This is a genomic window from Streptomyces sp. NPDC053431 (genome assembly GCF_044544925.1).
GTDB lineage: Bacteria > Actinomycetota > Actinomycetes > Streptomycetales > Streptomycetaceae > Streptomyces.
In genome coordinates this window covers 54,244-72,371 of sequence record NZ_JBITXX010000018.1, presented here as the reverse complement: position 1 = coordinate 72,371, position 18,128 = coordinate 54,244, and the positions used below count along the sequence as shown (strand labels likewise).

Genomic DNA, 18,128 nt, shown 5'->3' with positions numbered 1-18,128 from the left:
TGGATAGAAGGGGGCACTCACGAGTACTTGGGCTCGACGCGGGCAACGACCGCCCGTGGCCGACCCGGGTGCGGCGCGGTGTAGGCGGCGTACAGCGCCTCGTGATCGCGCCCGTCCACGGTCTCGGCGGACCAGCCGGCCGCCTCGAACCGGGAGGCGATCCCACCGGGCCAGCCGTAGCTGGCGGAGCTGTTGTCGATCACCACCGTGTGCAGCTGCTCCAGGCCGGCCGGCCCGGCGTACGCGAGCGCCTCGTGGTTGCTTCCCTCGTCCAGCTCGGCGTCCCCGATGAGCACCCAGACCTTCGGGTCGGTGAGCCCCTGAGCCCGCAGCCCCAGCACGCTCCCCACGGCCAGCGGCAGCCCGTGCCCCAGCGATCCGCTCCCGATCTCGGCCCCGGGCACGAGCGTCCGGTCCGGATGGTGTCCCAGGGGGGAGTCGTAGCCGCCGAACACGGTCAGCAGGTCCTCCCCGACGAACCCCTTGTCGGCGAGGACGGCGTAGTAGGCCATGGGTCCGTGCCCCTTGGACAGCAGGAACCGGTCCCGCCCGGGGGTGTCGACCGTCTCGGGCGACACCCGCAGCACCCGGTCGTAGAGCACCCAGAGGGCGTCGAGGGTGGAGGTGGCGGCGGGCGAGTGCTTCTCGTCCCCGGTCATCAGCCCCATCAGCCGCTGCAGCCGCTCGATGTCGCCTCGCGCGTCCGTCGTACCCGTCACATACGTCGTGTTCGTCATGCCACACACCGTGCAACCTCAAGTCCACTTGAGGTCAACCCGCAAACGGGTTCGTGACCACGCGGGGAAGTGCGGTATGGTTCTCATGCGCGTCCGGGCCGGGGAAACCCCAGGTCAGACGGGCAACGGGACGTGGCGCAGCTTGGTAGCGCACTTGACTGGGGGTCAAGGGGTCGCAGGTTCAAATCCTGTCGTCCCGACTCGAAGGAGTCGTAGATCAAGGGCCGTTTCAGAGGGATCTGAAACGGCCCTTCGATCGTTTTCGGGGCGCCCTTCGGCACCGTGCCGGTCAGTTCACCGGGGCCGCGCCGCGGCGAGCGTTCCGCCGGCTTCCGTTGATCCGGTCGTTGAACCGGTCGACGGCCCAGATGGTCCGCAGCCCCGGAGCACCCATCATCACGGGGCGCCCGAACGTGGGCTTCTTCACCCAGAGAGCCTTCAGGTCCTCGTGCCGTTCTCCGTCCACGATGTGGTCGGCGATGAGCGAGCCGAGGTACGGCGCCTGGGCCAAGCCGTGGCCGTTGCAGGCGAGCGAGTAGAAGATGTCGTCGTCGATGCTGCCGGCGAGCGGAAGCCACGACGTCGTGATCCCGATCCATCCGCCCCAGGCGCGGGCGGCCGCGACATCGGCCAGCGCGGGGAAGCGGGTCTCGAAGCCGCGCGCGAGGTCGGCGACGACCGCCTCGTCCGGCTTCCTCGGAGGGAGCGGGTAGCTCTTCCCCCGTTGGATCCGGCGGACGCCGAACACGATCGTGTTGCGCGGGGTGAGCCGGTAGTTCTCCATGAAGTTGTGCTGGGTGACCACCCCCGACCGGCTGGTCCAGCCGAGCGCCGCCAGGCGCGCGGGATCGATGGGTTCGGTCTCCACCTCGGTGACCCAGATGGGCACGGACAGTCGCTTCGGAGTGATCGCCAGCTCGCCGCCGAAGGCGTTCGTCGCGAGCACGAGCGTGTTGGCGCGCACCTCACCGCCGGGGGTCCTGACGGCGACGTGACCGACGTCCCGCGTGATGTCGGTGACCCTCGTCCCTTCGAAGACCCGGGCACCCGACGAGAGGACGGCGCGGCGGACGCCCAGGCTGAACTTGCCGGGGTTCATCATCCCGCCGACGGACTCGCGAAAGCCGCCGAGGAATCCGCGGGGGATGCCCAGCTCCGCACTCGTGCCGAGTTCGACCTTCGCGCCGGCCTTCCGAAGGATCCTGGTCACGCGACGCACGCGGCCCATCTGGCCACGGGACACCGCGGCGCACACGTTGCCGGTGGCCTCGTAGTCGCAAGCGATGTCCAGCCGCTGGATCAGGTCCTCCACGAAGTGCGCGGAGTTCTCGGCGAACCGGACGACGCCGGGAAGCCTCCTGGGGTGGAGGAGGTTCAGCATCTGGATGTCGCCGCCCGGGGCACCTGCCAGCTGTCCGGCGTTGCGCGAGGCGGAGCCGTGGCCGCAGAACTCGGCCTCCAGCAGCACCACGTCCTGGCCGCGCTCGGCCAGCCGCAGCGCCGTCGACATCCCGGCCAGGCCGCCGCCCACCACCGCCACCTCACAGGTGACGTCCTCTGCCAGGGCGGCCTGGAGGACGCCGGGCGGGTCGACCCAGCCGCTGAATGCGGTGTACTCGACGTTGTCCGTCTTCATCTCACGGTTCCTTGCTCGTGTGGTACGCGGCAGCGACTCGACGTCAGGCCAGCCGGCGCTTGAGGATCTTTCCGCTGCCGGTCATCGGCAGGCTCGACACGATCTCGACGATGCGGGGGTACTTGTACGAGGCCATCTGCTCCCTGCCCCAGGCGACGAGCTCGTCGGCGGTGAGGACGGCGTCCTTCTTGAGGATCACGAAGGCCTTGATCTCCTCGCCGTGACTGTCGTGCGGGACGCCGATGACCGCGGCGAGGCTGACCGCGGGATGGGTGTGGAGCACCTCCTCGATCTCGCGGGGGTAGACGTTGAAACCGCCGCGGATGATGAGGTCCTTGGCCCGGTCGACGATGTAGTAGAAGCCGTCCTCGTCGCGTCGTGCGAGGTCCCCGGAGCGGAACCATCCGTCGCGGATCGCCTCGGCCGTCGCCTCCGGGCGGTTGTAGTAGCCCTTCATGACGTTGTGGCCCTTGATCGCGATCTCGCCGACTTCGCCGGCCTCGGTGACCTCCGTCCAGTCCGGTCGGATCAGCTTCAGCTCCACACCCCAGATCGGGACGCCGATCGAGCCCGGTCGGGACTCGAGCCGGGGGTCGCTGAACGTGGCGACGGGCGAGGTCTCGGACAGCCCGTACCCTTCGAGCACGGTGACGCCGAGGCGCTGCCGGACCTGGTTGATGATCTCGACGGGCAGGGCCGCGCCACCGGAGATGCCGATCCGCAGGTTGTCGGCGATCCGGCGGACGTCGATGTCGTCGGTGAGGGCGTTGAGGAGCCCCCACCACATGGTCGGAACACCCGCGAAGAACGTGATGACCTCGCGGCTCATGAGCTCGACCACCTCACGGGCGGCGAAGCGCGGCACGAGGTGCAAGGTCGCCGCGACCGAGAACCCCGCGTGCATCTGCACCGTCGCGCCGAAGGTGTGGAACAGGGGCAGGCACACCGCGTGGCTGTCGGTGGCCGGTTCGTTGCGGAACAACCGGTTGTTGGCCAGCACGTTCATCATCGTGTTGGCGTGCGAGAGTTCGGCGCCCTTGGCCTGTCCCGTCGTGCCCGAGGTGTAGAGGATGACCGCGGTGTCGGTCGGCTCCCTGACCACCGACTCGAACGCGGTGCTCATGCCGGCGAGTGCCTGACCGAGCGTCTCGGTACCGGCGATCGGGCTGGGAGCTTCCTGGTCGGAGGTGATGACGAAGAAGTGCTCGACCGTCTTGACCCCGAGGTATCCCGCATGGCCCGCGGCGGCCATGGGGAGCTCCGGGGTTCCTTCGAAGCAGAAGTACGCCGAGACGTCCGCGTCGTCCAGGTGGTAGGCGATCTCGCGGCCCTTGAGCAGCACGTTGAGCGGGACCACGACCGCACCCGCCTTGAGCACGCCGTAGTAGACGACGGGGAAGGAGGGCAGGTTGGGGCAGCTGAGGGCGACCTTGTCGCCGGGCCGGATGCCCCGCGACACCAGCAGGTTGGCGACCTGGTTCGCCGCCGCGTCGACCTGGCGGTAGGTCAGCCGGGTCGAGCCGAGCACGAGGGCGTCCCGGTCCGGGAACGCGCGGGCGGAGTCTTCGAGGAGGATCGAGAGGTTCAGCAAGGTGGTTCTCCAGCGGCTCTGGGTTCGGTCATCGGGTGATCTCGAGGGCGGAGTCGGGAGACGTCAGCCCTCAGCCGCTGCGTCCTTCACCCGTGTCCCGGACACGACAGCGGCGCGTTTCACAGCGGAAGGTCCGGCGAGTCGACTCCGACCACCCGGTCGCCGCAGAACACGCGTACCGACTCGGCGGGGCCGTGACCGCCGATACCGGACGGTCCCCAGAAGCTCTGCGCGGAATCGTCACCGAGGTCGGCGATCTTGGCGCCGTTGACCCGCACCTCGCCGGCGAGGACGCGCGAGCCGACCTCGATCGCGCGCTCCGTGTCGCCGCCGAACACGTAGGCGTCGAGCCCCGAGGGATGGGCGTTCGCGATGCGCAGCGCCTCTTCGTCGGAATCGACGGCGTGCAGGGACACCAAGGGACCGAACAGCTCGGCGGTGGCCTTCGCCGGGTCGGCCCCGGCGGCGACGGTCGGCGAGAGGAAGAACCCGTCGAGCTCGGGCAGCCGGGCCGGCCGGTGGACGCTCGCTCTCAGGGCGCGCAGTCCGTCGATCCGGCTCTCCAGCGTCGCGAAATGCGGTGCGTTCGAGATCGGACCGAGCTCGGTGCTCTCGTCGAGCGAATGACCGATCACGACCTTGGAGATGCGCTCGGTCAGCGCTTCGAGCAGCGGCCCCACCAGGCTCCTGTGGGCGAGCACCTTGCCCGGCCCCTCGCACCACTGGCCGTTCAGCTTGGTCATGCCCTCGAAGATGCCGTCGGCGGCGACCTCGACGTCGGCGTCGTCCAGGACGAGCGCGGGGTTGTTGCCGCCGAGCTCCAGCTGAAGGACCTTGAAGTCCTCCGCGGCGGCCCGGGCGATCGCCTTGCCGGCCGCCGGACCACCGGTGAACGACAGCACCTTGACGCGCGGGTCACCGGTCAGCGCGGCACCCACGTCGCCCCGGCCGTGGACGAGCTGCAGCGCGCCGCTGGGCAGCCCGGCCTCGACGAAGCACTCGACGATGATCTGCGCGCTGCCCGGGGCGTGCTCCGAGGGCTTCAGGATCACCGGGCAGCCCGCCGCGACCGCGCTCACGACCTTCGCCGCGGGGATGAAGCTCGGGCCGTTCCACGGCGTGAGGATCGCGGCCGGCCCCCACGGGACCTTGTACAGGCGGACATCGCGGCCGCCCGCCGCCAGAGCGCGTACCCGGGGGATGTTCCGCAGGTCCGCTGCCGTCGCCCGGATCCTGGCGGGCAGAAACGCCGCCACCTTCCGCGTGACGCCGATCGGCACACCGCTGGTCAGGGAATCCGTCCGGGCGATGTCCTCGGCTCGGGTCTCGATGAGCGCGGCGACGCGTTCGAGCACGTCGGCACGCTCCTGGCGGGCCTCGTCGTCCCACCGGCCGACGCCGTAGACGCCCTCGGCATGCCGCAGCGCCCGTTCGACGTCCTCGTGTCCGGTCGTGACCGTGCGGTGCACCGGTTCCCGGGTGTTGGGGTCGACGTTCCATTCGCCCCGGATCGTCTCGCAGTCGCTCCAGGCGTCCGCGATGTAGTTCACCGGCTGGGGAATCTTCGCCTCGCCGCTCGACATGTGAGTCACCTCTGCATCCGTTGTTGGTCAGGCCTGGAGGTCGACGACGACGCGCGTCACGTCGCCGCCGCGCATCGCCTTGAAGCCTTCGTTGATCTCGCCGAACGGGATGACCTGCGTGACCATCTCGTCGAGCAGCAGCCGCCCCTCCTGGTAGAGGCGCGCGAGCTGGACGATGTCCTGACGCACCTGACCCGATCCCATGTACGAGCCGATGAGGCGCTTCTCGCCGAAGAAGAAGTCCGACGCGGGCACCTTGAGCTCGGTGCCCTCGGGGGCGATGCCCACCAGGCACGCGGTGCCGGTCGCCCGCACCACCGAGAGCGCCGTGGCCGCGGTGCGAGCCGAGCCGACGGCCTCGAAGGAGTAGTCGACCCCGTCGCCCAGCAGCTTCCGGACCTCCGCGGCGACGTCCTCGACGCCCCCGTTCACGACATGCGTCGCGCCGTAGCCGCGCGCGGCCTCGAGTCGCGCCTCGTCCAGGTCGATCGCGACGACGGCCGAAGCCCCCGCCAGTCGGGCTCCCTGGACGATGGCCGACCCGACGCCGCCGCAGCCGATCACCGCCACCGTGCTTCCCGGACGCACCCGGGCACCGCGGAAGACGGCGCCGACGCCGGTGATGACACAGCACGCCAGGAGACACCCCACGTGCAGCGGCACCGCGTCGTCCAGCTTCACCAGCGCGTTCTCCCGCATGAGGATGTGCCGCGAGAACGCGCCGACGTCGCCGAGCCGCTCGACCGGCTTTCCGTCCGGCAGCCGGAACGCGGGACGCGGGCGACGACGCACCTCCGCCACGCGCTGACACTGCGTCGACCGGCCGGCCTCACAGTTGACGCACCGGCCGCACGACGGCGTCAGCGCCCCGACCACGCGGTCGCCGACACGCAGTCCGGTCACCGCGGAGCCGGTCGCCTCGACCACACCGGCCACCTCGTGACCCACCACCACCGGCAGCTCGGTCGGCACCGTGCCGGTCATGTAGTGCAGGTCGCTGTGGCACAGGCCCACGTGCGAGACCGCGACGCGCACCTCGTCGGGCTCGGGATCGTCCACCTGGATCGTGGTCATCTCGAGCGGTTCGTTCACCGCGGTGAGCACCGCGGCCTCCGTGTCGATCACGTCTTCTCCTCTGTCGTTCGTTACGGAAGGGGCCGCACCGACCCGTTCCTCGGGGACGGGGCCGCACCGACCCCTGTCCGGAGCTACCTGCCGGTGCCCTTCGCGGTCCAGAAGCCTTCGACGCCCGCCCTGAACACCCCGCTCTCCCAGGTCTCCCGCGCGGCGGCGTCCTCACGGGCGAAGGCCTGCTCGATCTCGTCGAGCCGCGGCCGCAGGAGCGCCAGGTGGAGCGCCGTCGTGTTGTTCTCCGGCGTCCACTCGACGACCAGGTCGACCGCGCGGTCGACCAGTTCGCCGGGCGCGACGACCTCGTCCAGGAGGCCGATCCGCAGGGCCTCCTCGGCGCCGATCCGCGGCGAGCCGAGGACCATGCGCATCGCGTGGTTCCGGACGATCCGGGTCAGCAGCAGGCTCGACGCGTTCGAGATCGTGATGCCCCGGCCGTTCTCCGGCTGGTAGTACTCCGTCGCTGGACTTCCGATCCGTGCGTCGCAGCAGAGGGTGATCTCCGAGGCACCGCCCACCGCGAGACCGTTCACGGCCGCGATGACGGGGACCCGGGTCTCCACGATGGCGCGGGTGATGTCGTGGAAGGTCTCGAACGCCTCCCGCATCTCCTCGTACGAGGTGGGCGGCGCCTGGAGGTCCTCGCCGGCCGAGAACGCCCGGCCCTCACCCGTGAGCACGATGCCGCGCACGTTCTCGCCAGCCCCGAACTTCCGTATCACTGAAGCGAGTCGGCGTCGCATGGCGACGTCCATGGCGTTCAGCTTCTCCGGCCGGCGCAGGGTGAGCACCGCCACGCCCCGTACGACGTCGACGTCGAGGACGTCCGTGGACGGGGAGGAGGACGGGACGGTCGGCGCGGCGGCAGGGCCGCGCCGGGAGCCCAGATCGAACGTGACGCCGGGCTCGGCCGCGGCGCGCGCCTTGAGCGCCGGCTTGGACACGCGCTCGGACGGCGTCCGCGGGAAGTCGGCGACGAACTCCACGTAGCGCGGCACCTTGAAACGGGCGAGCTGTCGGCCGGCCCGGTCGACGAGCCGCGCGGCGGTCGTACGGTCCGCCGGCACCCCGGCGGCGAGCTGGACGAAGGCCTTGACCTCCTCACCGAAGGTCCCGTCGGGTTCGGCGACGACCGCGGCGGCCACGACCTCCTCGTCGCGTTCGAGGGCGGCCTCGACCTCGGCGCTCGCGATGTTCTCGCCGCCGCGACGCACCATGTCCTTGATCCGACCGACCAGCTGGACACCCCCGTCCGGCCGGCGGACGACGACATCGCCGGTGTGCAGCCAGCCGTCCCGGAGCACGCGGGCTGTGTCCTCCGGACGGTTCCAGTAGCCGAGCATCATCGGCCGGCCCGAGACGATCAACTCGCCGGGCTCGCCCTCGGGCCGCTCGACCCCCTGCGGATCGACCACCCGGACCCGTTTCGTCGGCACCGGCAGCCCCAGGCTCCCGCTCCCCACGGAGTTCGTGTCGTCGACGGCACCGAACAGGTCGACGCCGGTCTCGGTCATGCCGTAGATCTCCCGCCAGGGCGCGCCCCAGCGTTCTTCCAGCTGGGCGTGGATCCCGACCGGGATGCCCGAACAGAGCACCAGGCGCAGCTCGTTGTTCAGGTCGTCGGGGTGCGGCGGTTGCTTGAAGAGCAGCGTCGGCATGGACCCGAGCACGTAGAAGAAGGTGGCACGGTGGCGGCGGACGTCGGCGAAGAAGCCCGACGCGGAGAACCGGGGCAGCACGACCAGCGGGGCCCCGATCGTCAGGGCGAGCGCGGTGTTCCACTGCGGATCCATGTAGGAGAACGGCTGAGCGGTGAGCAGGACGTCGTCGGACCCGAGGCCGGTCACCGCGGCGCAGGTCCAGCCCAGCCGCACCCAGTAGTCGTGGGTGAGCATGCACGCCTTGGGGAAGCCGGTGGTGCCCGAGGTGTACTGCAGGTTCGCCAGGGTCCCGGCGGTGGGGCGCACCCCCGGAGCGGTCGCCGGGAAGGGCTCGGACCCGTCCGCGGCGACGTCGACGACGCGCAGGTCCGCCAGGTCGCTCTCGGTGTCGGCGACTTCCCGCAGGAGTCCTGCCCGCTCGTGATCGGTGAACACGACCCGGGCTCCCGAGTCCCGCAGGAGGAAGGTGAGATCGGCCCGCTTGTACGAGGAGTTGACCGGTACCGCCACCGCGCCGGCCTTCAGCGCGGCCAGCCACACGACCGGCCAGTGCACGATGTTCGGGAGCATGATCGCGACCCGGTCGCCGGGCCGGACGCCGTCCACCTCGATCAGCCGGTGCGCCAGCCTGGAGGTCCAGGCGTCGATCTCGGCAAAGGTCCGGGAGTCGTCGCCGAAGCGCAGGAACTCCCGATCGGGTGAGCGCTGTGCGCGCTCGGCCAGCAACTCGGTCAGCGTCGCGACGGGCGGGTCCTCTCCCATCTGCTCGGGCCTGACGGCCGGCCGCGGACGGCGAGGGGCTGCGTCTCCCTCTCGCTGAGGCGTTTCCTTCACGTCCACGACTGCTCCCCGGCCCCGGCGGGGGTCTGCTCGCGGCGGTTCGGCTCCGCGTCGGCCGACTCGTTGTGCCTGTGCAGGGCGCGGTAGGCGAAGTAGTAGGCGAACATCTGGAATCCCCAGGTGCTCAGCGCGCCGATGTAGAAGAGGGTGTGCGCCTCGTCGTCGCCCGGAACGTGGACGAAGTCGTACGTCCAGGCGATGACACATGCGGCGGCGGTCGCCAGGATCACGCCGAGGGCCGTTCCCTTCGCGCCGATCGACCAGAGCCGCCGCGCGAAGTAGATCAGGAAAACGGTGGTCAGGACGTTGACCACGATGAGGAAGATCGCGACCCCCACGCCGAGCCGCTCGCCGAAGAGCAGCAGGAAGAGTCCGACCGCGGCGGCGAACACGAACACCCCGACGTCCGTCGCCACGGACGGCTTGTACCGGTGCGTCACCTGCATCAGGCCCATGACGAGGATCAGCGTGATGCCCACCGACCGGGAGAACTGGTCGAAGAAGTACGCGACGGTGTACATGGGACTCTTCTCGTCGGCGCCCACGAGCGCGTAGACGAGGAAGTTCGACCCGGAGGTGGCGACGATGATCCATTCGAGGCCGAGAAGATAATTCTTGAAATTCCGAATGAATTTCCACCCGAAGGTGAATCCGACGACGATCATCCAGACGTCGGCGAGCAGGAAAAGCAGGTCTCTGAGTGCCATCTTTCCTCCTTGATCCTCGTCAGAGCATGGTGGGCAGGCCGGCGTCGAGGGAGGTGTAGTCGTCCCGCTTGAGCAGGTCCATGGGGTCGGACATCTGGCCGGCGACCTCGGCCCAGCCGAGGTAGTGCTCCGAGGACCAGTCGAGGGCTCGCTGGATCTCCTCCGGGAGCCTGCGGATCTGCTCCAGGCTGTACGCGAGGAAGTGGTTCTCCTCGGTACGCAGGAAGGCGAGGTCCCAGCCCATCGAAAGTCCGAAGCGATGGGTGTCCGCGGTCGTGTTCTCGCCGCCGCCGTGGTAGGTCGAGCCGATCCAGATGAGCGCGGAACCCGCCTTCATCTCGGTGGGGATCGCCTCCTCGCGCCGGGGCGCCCGGTGGTCGTCCCAGAGGTGCGAACCCGGGATCACCAGCGTCCCGCCGTTCTCGGCGGTGAAGTCGCTGACCGCGACCATGATCTGCACGCGGGCTTCGCGCCGGTAGTCGGGGTGTCGCCACAGCCAGACGGAATCGTCGCGGTGGAGCGGCTGCGCGCCCTGGCCGGGGCCGATCTTGATGGCCATGGTGGCGCCGATGTGCATTCCGGCGGGATTCGGCACCGCGTCCTCTCCGAAGAAGACGTCGATGGGCTTGTTGAGGATGAGCTCGGCGACGCGGTGGTACAGCGGGTTCAGCGCCACGGTGACCATGTGCTCGGTCTTGGCGAACAGGCCGCCCGCACGGCGCGTGCGGTTGCCGGCGAACACCTCGTCGTGGCCCGTGTCCACCGCGTCGAGCACGGGATCCAGGTCGGCCCTGAGGCCCTGGATCGTCGCCTCGTCGAAGAGTCCTTCGACGATCACCCCGCCGTCTCGCAGGATGATCTCGACCGCCTCTTCGGGGGACGCGTCGGCGGTGATGCGGGCCAGTGCTGGGTTCGGCATAGCCATTCCTCCAGTCGATGCCGGCGACGGCATCGGGGTCTTCGTGAGGGGATGAGGGTCATGCTGGTTCATCACGGTCATCCGATCAAGTCATCTGACCAAGTATTTCGGACGGGGCTGTGAAGTCAGTCGATGTGGACAAACCGCCTGGTAGCCTGGGTGGCGACTTGATCAAACGTCCAACTACGGCAGGGGGCAGATGTGGCACGCGTACCGGCGGCCGAGCGGCGCAACGACCTGGTGAACGCCGCCATCCAAGTGATCGCGAGCCACGGCGTCGACGGTGCGACGACCCGCCGTATCGCCGAGCAGGCGAACGCCCCGCTGGCCACGCTGCACTACTGCTTCCAGACCAAGGAGCTGCTGTTCGCGGCCGTTTTCGAGAGGTTGACGGAGCGGTACCGCGAGGTTCTGATCGACAACGATGTGCACGGCGACCTCGTCGCCACCGCGCGTGCGCTCCTCCGCGGACTCCTGGACTGGTATCTCGAGTCCGATCCGGAATTCGCGTCCGCGAGCTTCGAGCTGATCAGCTGGGCGCAACGCCAGGAAGAGCACCCGGCGGTGACGGTGTACAACGAGGCGTTCAACGTCGTGCGGTCGATCCTGGCGCGAGCCGCCGCCGGACAGGACGTCACGCCCGAGACGATCGACCAGATCGGCTATGTCCTCGGCACCCTGTCGGACGGCTTCGTCGTGAACTGGCTGACCTACGCCGACCGTTCCCGAGCCGCCGAGCAGGCGGAGATCGTCGTCGACGTGTTCGACGCATGGCTGGCGGCGAAGCTCGCCTGATCGCGGACCTCGCCTGATCACGGACCTCGCCTGATCACAGGCGTCGCCTGATCACGGACCTCGGACGGCTCCTGGCCGGACCCGAGCGGCCTCCGCGCGCCGTGACGCGCTGACGCGCTCGGGTCCGCCTCGTCACAGGCGTTTGACGGATTCCTCGACGATCCACGTCATCGTGGGATCGTCGCTCTCCATCCATTCCGGGTGCCACTGGACCCCCAGAACCGGTGCGTCCGGAAGCTCCACCGCCTCGACCACGCCGTCGACCGTCCGACCCGTGACGACCAGCCCCGTGCCGCAGCGATCGACGGCCTGGTGGTGCCACGAGTTGGTGACGGCCCGTGCTCCGAACAGTCCCGCCACGATCGATCCGGCCTCGAAGGCCACGACGTGGTCGTCCGTACCGTCGGTGAGCGCGGCCTCCCGCGACAGGTGCCGGACCTCACCGGGCGGAAGGTCGGCGACGAGCGTGCCGCCGAGCGCGACGTTGAGGACCTGCATGCCCCGGCAGACGGCGAGCACCGGAATGCCCCGGTCGAGCGCGGCGCGTACGAGCGCGAGCTCGTACCTGTCCCGCTCGATGTCGTGGACCATCGGGTCCGCACGCGGGTCGACGTCGCGGACCACGGAGGGATCCCCTCCCCAGCACGCCGGATGCAGGTCCTGCCCGCCGGTGACGACGACGCCGGCCAGCCAGTGGCAGACCGCCTCCGGATCCGTCTCGTACGAGAGGTGCACGGGCAGGCCGCCGGCCCGCGCGATCCGGGTCGCGTAGTCGGACATGTAGCTGTCGGCGCAGCGGTCGCCGTACCGGCGGTCCGCACCCTTGATGAGGTCCAGCCGGATCCGTCGGCCGGTGATGCCGATCAGCGGCCGCACCGCGGTCGGCGTGTCGTCCGTCGCGGTCACGGCAGTTCGAAGTATCGGGCGGACTCCCACTCGGAGAGTTCGGCGAAGGGGTCCCCGCCCGCGGTGTGGAACTGCATCCACTCCCACCGGCGCGATCCGACCCAGTAGTCCACGAACTCGGCACCGAGGAGGTCGCGAAGGATCGGGTCCGCCTCGAGCGCGGCGGCGGCCTTCGTGATGGTGTCCGGCAGCCGGGTGATCTCGCCGGGCGGCAGGCACCAGGCCATCTCGGCGACCGGCTCCGGCGGTTCGATCTTGCGCTCCAGGCCCGCGACCACCCCGGCCAGCACACCGGCCAGCGCGAGGTACAGGTTGGCGTCGGCGCCGGGGACCCGGTACTCCAGACGGGAGTACGACGGGTGCCCGCAGACCGCCCGGACCGCGGTGGTCTTGTTGCTGACGCCCCAGGTGGCGGTGACCGGCGGGCCGCTGAGGTCCACCAGGCGCCGGTAGGAGGTGATCTGCGGGAGCACGATGGAGGTGTTGCCCTCGATCGTCGCGAGCAGACCGCCGACGGCATGGCGCATCGCCTCCGACGGCCCCTCCTCCGCGTAGAACGCGTTGACGCCGTCGCGCTGGAGGGACAGGTTGATGTGCGAGGCCTGCCCGTAGCCCGCGGTGGGCTTGGCCATGAAGGTGACCGTGTGGCCGAGGTCGAACGCGACCTCGCGCATGATCTGGCGGGTCCGCGCCCAGGCGTCGCAGACGGTGATCGGGTCGCCGGGCGCCAGGTTGATCTCGATCTGGCCGGCGGCGTCCTCGTCGCTCCACGCCTCCCACTCGATGCCGACCGCGTAGAGCCGGTCGGCGACGGCGTTCATGTAGCCGGTCCAGTCCTTGGACTTCGCCAGGTGATAGGCCGTACCCGCACTCCCGCCGAGCGGGGTCAGGTCGCGGTATCCGCGGGCGCGCGCCTCGTGGATGGACTCCTCGAAGACGGTCGCCTCGATCTCGACGGCGACGGTCGCGGTGAAGCCGAGCGAGGCGAGCCGGTCGACCATCTTCTTCGTCAGGTTGCGCGGACAGATGGGGACCGGTGTGCCGTCCTTCAGCCAGTAGTCGCCGATCACGGCGTCGAGCCCCGGCTCCCACTCGACCAGGGTCGACATGTCGGGGCGGAAGTAGACGTCGTCCAGATGCCCGCGCCAGTCGGGATAGGCGAAGCCGAAGGCCGGGGCGTTGCCGAGGTCGAGGCCGAACAGGAGGTCGGCGAAGGCGAACCCCGAGTCCGTGCCCGAGGCGAACTTCTTCGGCGTCAGGGTCTTGCCGAGGAACGAGCCGTCGTGGTTCGTCGCCTCGATGCGGACGGCCCGGGTCGTGGCGTCGGGGGTGTCAACTCCCTTGGTAGATCGGGTGAGTTCAGACATCGTAACGAACCTTCCAGGAAGCGCCGACCATGACCGACAGCTGGGAGAGGGTGCCCTGGATCCCGAGCGCACCCGTGGAGAGAACGGCGAGAAGGTCGTCGGCTCCGGAGAACACGCCGGCGAGCGTCTCGGGGGCCCCGGCGATCAGGTAATGGGTCGCGCCCTCGCCGAGCACGACCTGCTCCAGGCCTTCGGGGCCTTCGGTGACCGCGATGAGCACGTCAGGAATTCCCGGTACGGAGCGTGCGGCGGTCCAGAAGTGCTCGGCGGCCGTCTGCCAGTCCGGAACCGGCGGCGACAGCGCGAGCAGCGCGTCCGCGGCGAGCTCGGTGTCGCCCGACGGGGCGTCGGCGGGGGCGAACCGGGCGTTCAGGTCGACGATGATCGTGGCATCGGGTTCGGCGAGGACTCCGCTCGAGACCTCGACGACACCTCCGTCGAAGGTGATCGTCGCCGCCTGCGGCGTCTCGTGGGACCGGATCGCCACCGTGGATGCCGGCTTCCGCAGCGCGTGGAGCGCATGGCCCGCGCGGGCGGAGTCACGCAAGGTGCGGCCGATCAGCCGGACGAGTGGAGTCGCGTCGTCCTCGATCCTTACGTCGACCTCTGTGGCCGTCGCTGCGCCGGACACCGCAGGGGCCGTCGTGGTTTCGGTCATCCTCCAGTCCTTTCGACTTCGGGAGATCACGCGCGCCGTGAATCGGCCGCTTCGGATCTCGGATGGACCGTGATCATCATGGTCAATTGACTAGATCAGGTGACTAGGATGGTGGGGTACAAGGCTCGACCTGTCAATGACTTCCGGGAGGCCCCGCAGTGAATGAAGCGAATCCCTCGTACTGGGACCGGCTGGACGCCGACGCGCAGTACGTGGCACGGGTCATCGCCCGCACCCTCGGGAAGCCCGTACGGGAGCTGGGTGCGGAAGCGGCACGGAAGCTGCTGGCGACCCCGCCGGCGGAGCGGCCGATCACCCCTCTCGCCCGGGTCGAACGGCTGACCCTGCCCGCCCGCTCCGGTGAGCTCCGCGCGCGCCTGTACCACCCGGACGGCACGCCGCCGTCCGCCGGACCGCGTCCGGCGCTGGTCTATCTGCACGGCGGCGGCTTCGTCCTCGGCACCCTCGACGGAGTGGACGAGGTCTGCCGCGCGATCGCCGCCCGATCCGGGTGGGCGGTGTTGTCCCTGGAGTACCGACTCGCGCCGGAGAACCCCTATCCGGCCGCGCTCGACGACTGCCTCGACGCGTTCGCCTGGTTGCGCCGATCGGCTTCCGGACTCGGCGTCGATCCGCACACGATCGCCGTCGGGGGAGACTCCGCCGGCGGCAACCTCGCTGCCGCGCTGTGCCTCAAGCTCCGGGATCTCGGGCTCGCCGGCCCCGTGTCCCAGGTGCTCGTCTACCCGGCCGTGGACGGGGCGTTCGCCACCCCGTCCTGGACGGAGTTCGCCGACGCACCCCTGCTGACCAGTGCGGATGCCCGCTGGTTCTGGGAGCAGTACCTCGGCCCGGACCATCGGGGAGCGGTCGATCACTACGCCGCCCCGATGCGTGCCGCGTCGTTGCGGGACCTCCCGCCGGCGCTGGTTCTCACCGCCGAGGTCGACCCGCTTCGCGACGATGCCGAGGCCTACGCCGAGAGGCTGAGGCGTGACGGAGTGGAGGTCACGGTGACCCGCTGTGCCGGTGTCTTCCACGGCTTCTTCACCGAGGTGGGCGTCTTCGCCAGGACGGACGAGGCGATCGCGCAGGTGGCGCGCCACCTGCGGGGCGTCGGCGGCTCCTGAGCGCGCGGCCGGGGCGAACCGACTCGCAGCCGACTGTTGACGGCACCCGGACCCGTGGCTAGATTCCGTTGGTCATACGACTAAGTCGTTTGACTGAGACTTGCGCTCCCATGCGCCGAGGGGCGAACGGCCCCCGCGGAGGCGAAGCCCTGACGGCCCGATGTCATCCGCATTCGCATTTCGACTATCCGAAGGCACACGCATGACTGAGACCGCTCCACCCACCGCGCCCGTCGTCGACCTCCTCTGTGTCGGCGCGGGCTTCTCAGGCCTCTACGCGGCCTACAAGGCCGGGGAGAAGGGCTGGACATTCGCCGGATTCGAGCTCGCGCCCGACGTGGGTGGCACCTGGTTCTGGAACACGTACCCCGGCGCCCGGTGCGACGTCGAGAGCATCTACTACTCCTACTCGTTCAGTCAGGAGCTTCTGCAGGAGTGGACGTGGAGCGAGCGCTTCGCTCCGCAGGCGGAGATCCTGAGCTACATCAACCACGTCGCGGACCGCTTCGACCTGCGCCGGCACTTCAGCTTCAACACCCGCGTGACGTCCGCGACCTGGCTCCCGGACGAGCGGCTCTGGGAGGTGACCCTCGACTCCGGCGACACCCGGCGGGGCCGCCATCTGCTCGCCGCCTCGGGCGGTCTCTCGACGCCCAAGGACTTCGACGTGCCGGGCCTGGAGAACTTCACCGGGACCACGGTCTCGACGAGCCGGTGGAACATTCCGCTGAGCGACCTGGCGGGCAAGCGCGTCGCCGTGATCGGCACCGGATCGTCCGCGGTGCAGTGCATTCCGCTCATCGCCGAGGTCGCGGAGCACCTCACCGTGTTCCAGCGCACCCCCAACTACGTGTTCCCGGCCCGGAACGCCCCGCTGTCGGCGGACTACGTCGAGGAGATCAAGAGCAACTACGCGGCGATCCGCGAGGAGTGCCGCCACTCGCTCGGCGGCATCCCGGACCGCATCCCGGACGCCGCCGCGTTCGACGTCTCCGACGAGGAACGGCGTGAGCGCTACGAACGGGCCTATGTGCGCAGCGGGTTCAACGGCGTCGGCGGCGAGTTCTCCGATCTGCTGACCGATGCGAGGGCCAACGAGACCGCGGCGGAGTTCGTGCGCGAGAAGATCCGCCAGATCGTCCACGACCCCAAGACCGCCGCCGTCCTCGAACCCCGCTTCCACCCGCTCGGCGCCAAGCGCAGCTGTTTCGGCACCGACTACTACGAGACCTTCAACCGCCCCGACGTCTCGGTGGTCTCCCTGCGCGACGAGCCGATCGAGACCATGACGAGCGACAGCCTTGTCACGAGCGGCGGCTCCTACGAGGTCGACGCCATCGTGCTGGCGATCGGGTTCGACGCCTTCACCGGCCCGCTGTTCGCGCTGAACGTCTCCACCCCGAAAGCCGGGAGGCTGCAGGACGCGTGGAGCGAGGGAGTCCGGACGTACCTGGGCATCATGGCCGCCGGGTTCCCCAACTTCTTCATGATCGCCGGGCCGCAGAGCCCCGCGCTCGCGAGCAATGTCGTGGTCACGATCGAGCAGGCCGTCGACTGGATCACCGATCTGATCGGGCACGCCAAGGTCGTGGGGGCCGAGGTCATCGAGCCGACGGCCGAAGCCCAGGACGACTGGGTGAAGATCACCGAAAACACGGTGAACCAGACGCTCTACGCGACCGCCGACTCCTGGTACCGGGGTTCGAACGTGACCGGCAAGCCGACGACCTTCCTCGGTTACGTGGGCGGGGTCGGCAAGTACCGCCGGATGTGTACCGAGCTCGCCAAGCGCGGCTACCCGGGCGTCGAGCTCGACGGCGCGACCGTCGCCCGCCGCCTCGGCCGCATCGACAGGGAGATCGCATGAAGGTCGTGCACCAGCGCTACGTCGCCCACTCCGAGGCGCACTACGCGGGGAACCTCGTCGACGGGGCCTTCGGGCTGAAGCTCTTCGGAGACGCCGGAACGCATCTGGCGATCGCCATCGACGGCCACGAGAGCCTGTTCGCCGGCTATGCGTCGGTCGAGTTCCTCGCCCCGGTCCGCGGCGGCGACGTGGTCGAGGCCGAGGCGCGCCTGGCGTCGAAGGGAAGGCGCAGCCGGACCGTCGACTTCGAGCTGCGGATCATCTGCAGGTCCGTCGACGACAGCGGCCGGGCCGAGGTGCTGGCGGCGCCCGTCGTGGCCACTCGGGCGCGAGGGACGGCCGTCGTGCCGACCGACGCCGCGGCGACGGCACCGTGACCGTCGGGCACGGCGTCGGCCGCGCCGGCGGTCCGACACGCACCACGACACGTAGCCGGTCACGGCCGCGTGAAGCAGTTCACGGCGGTGGGCCCGAAGGTCCACCGCCGCACCGGTAGAGGCCGTCCGGGCATCGACGGGACGCAGTCCCGGCCGGGCGGCCGTCAGTGCGTACGGCCCGCCGATTCCGGCGGCAGGCCGTGCCGACGCATGCGTGGTCCCG

Annotated in this window: 15 protein-coding genes and 1 tRNA gene; 5 read left to right on the top strand and 11 right to left on the bottom strand. The window is 69.8% G+C overall.

The features are described from left to right. Nucleotides 1-17: 17 nt before the first annotated feature. The gene (locus ACIGXE_RS31225) at nt 18-737 is read right to left on the bottom strand and encodes a transketolase (RefSeq protein ID WP_399752604.1); all 720 of its coding nucleotides are present in this window, start codon (nt 735-737) and stop codon (nt 18-20) included. Between the two features lie 126 nt (nt 738-863). Here ACIGXE_RS31225 and ACIGXE_RS31220 point away from each other — a divergent pair. Beyond that, nucleotides 864-937, top strand: a tRNA-Pro gene (locus tag ACIGXE_RS31220). 89 nt (nt 938-1,026) lie between these two features. Here the strand turns inward: ACIGXE_RS31220 and ACIGXE_RS31215 are convergent. The 7 genes from ACIGXE_RS31215 to ACIGXE_RS31185 all read right to left on the bottom strand — a co-directional run bounded on the left by ACIGXE_RS31215 (nt 1,027) and on the right by ACIGXE_RS31185 (nt 10,805). Further along, nucleotides 1,027-2,373, bottom strand: coding sequence for an NAD(P)/FAD-dependent oxidoreductase (locus ACIGXE_RS31215; RefSeq protein ID WP_399752602.1), 1,347 nt, complete (start codon nt 2,371-2,373; stop codon nt 1,027-1,029). Nucleotides 2,374-2,416: 43 nt separating this feature from the next. Continuing rightward, on the bottom strand, nt 2,417-3,964 hold the full coding sequence (locus ACIGXE_RS31210; protein WP_399752599.1) for a long-chain fatty acid--CoA ligase: 1,548 nt from the start codon (nt 3,962-3,964) through the stop codon (nt 2,417-2,419). Nucleotides 3,965-4,083: 119 nt separating this feature from the next. Further along, nucleotides 4,084-5,547, bottom strand: coding sequence for an aldehyde dehydrogenase family protein (locus ACIGXE_RS31205; protein WP_399752597.1), 1,464 nt, complete (start codon nt 5,545-5,547; stop codon nt 4,084-4,086). 27 nt (nt 5,548-5,574) lie between these two features. After that, the gene (locus ACIGXE_RS31200; RefSeq protein WP_399752595.1) at nt 5,575-6,672 is read right to left on the bottom strand and encodes a Zn-dependent alcohol dehydrogenase; all 1,098 of its coding nucleotides are present in this window, start codon (nt 6,670-6,672) and stop codon (nt 5,575-5,577) included. An 83-nt stretch (nt 6,673-6,755) separates the two neighbouring features. Continuing rightward, complete coding sequence (locus tag ACIGXE_RS31195; RefSeq protein ID WP_399752593.1) at nt 6,756-9,101, bottom strand: AMP-binding protein; 2,346 nt, start codon at nt 9,099-9,101, stop codon at nt 6,756-6,758. A 68-nt stretch (nt 9,102-9,169) separates the two neighbouring features. Then, nucleotides 9,170-9,886, bottom strand: coding sequence for a transporter (locus ACIGXE_RS31190; RefSeq protein ID WP_399752591.1), 717 nt, complete (start codon nt 9,884-9,886; stop codon nt 9,170-9,172). A 19-nt stretch (nt 9,887-9,905) separates the two neighbouring features. Next, nucleotides 9,906-10,805: a phytanoyl-CoA dioxygenase family protein gene (locus ACIGXE_RS31185; protein ID WP_399752589.1), complete on the bottom strand. Its 900-nt coding sequence runs from the start codon at nt 10,803-10,805 to the stop codon at nt 9,906-9,908. 201 nt (nt 10,806-11,006) lie between these two features. Here ACIGXE_RS31185 and ACIGXE_RS31180 point away from each other — a divergent pair, with 201 nt between their 5' ends. Beyond that, a complete protein-coding gene (locus ACIGXE_RS31180; RefSeq protein WP_399752587.1) occupies nt 11,007-11,600 on the top strand; it encodes a TetR/AcrR family transcriptional regulator in 594 nt (197 codons plus the stop codon). 132 nt (nt 11,601-11,732) lie between these two features. Here ACIGXE_RS31180 and ACIGXE_RS31175 read toward each other — a convergent pair whose 3' ends face one another. Genes ACIGXE_RS31175 through ACIGXE_RS31165 form a run of 3 tightly spaced genes read right to left on the bottom strand, consistent with a single transcriptional unit; the run spans nt 11,733 to nt 14,531 of the window. Further along, nucleotides 11,733-12,506, bottom strand: a complete 774-nt coding sequence (locus tag ACIGXE_RS31175) for a gamma-glutamyl-gamma-aminobutyrate hydrolase family protein (RefSeq protein WP_399752585.1) — start codon at nt 12,504-12,506, stop codon at nt 11,733-11,735. Then, on the bottom strand, nt 12,503-13,873 hold the full coding sequence (locus ACIGXE_RS31170) for a glutamine synthetase family protein (protein WP_399752583.1): 1,371 nt from the start codon (nt 13,871-13,873) through the stop codon (nt 12,503-12,505). Before ACIGXE_RS31170 ends, ACIGXE_RS31175 begins: the two co-directional genes overlap by 4 nt. After that, nucleotides 13,866-14,531, bottom strand: coding sequence for a hypothetical protein (locus ACIGXE_RS31165; RefSeq protein WP_399752580.1), 666 nt, complete (start codon nt 14,529-14,531; stop codon nt 13,866-13,868). Before ACIGXE_RS31165 ends, ACIGXE_RS31170 begins: the two co-directional genes overlap by 8 nt. Before the next feature lie 158 nt (nt 14,532-14,689). Here ACIGXE_RS31165 and ACIGXE_RS31160 point away from each other — a divergent pair, with 158 nt between their 5' ends. From ACIGXE_RS31160 to ACIGXE_RS31150, 3 genes are all read left to right on the top strand, one after another. Next, the gene (locus ACIGXE_RS31160) at nt 14,690-15,661 is read left to right on the top strand and encodes an alpha/beta hydrolase (protein WP_399752578.1); all 972 of its coding nucleotides are present in this window, start codon (nt 14,690-14,692) and stop codon (nt 15,659-15,661) included. Nucleotides 15,662-15,863: 202 nt separating this feature from the next. Beyond that, nucleotides 15,864-17,528: a flavin-containing monooxygenase gene (locus ACIGXE_RS31155; protein ID WP_399752576.1), complete on the top strand. Its 1,665-nt coding sequence runs from the start codon at nt 15,864-15,866 to the stop codon at nt 17,526-17,528. Then, nucleotides 17,525-17,905 carry a hotdog fold domain-containing protein gene (locus ACIGXE_RS31150; RefSeq protein WP_399752574.1) on the top strand — a complete coding sequence of 127 codons (381 nt, stop codon included), beginning with the start codon at nt 17,525-17,527 and terminating at the stop codon, nt 17,903-17,905. Before ACIGXE_RS31155 ends, ACIGXE_RS31150 begins: the two co-directional genes overlap by 4 nt. The last annotated feature ends 223 nt before the right edge of the window (nt 17,906-18,128 follow it).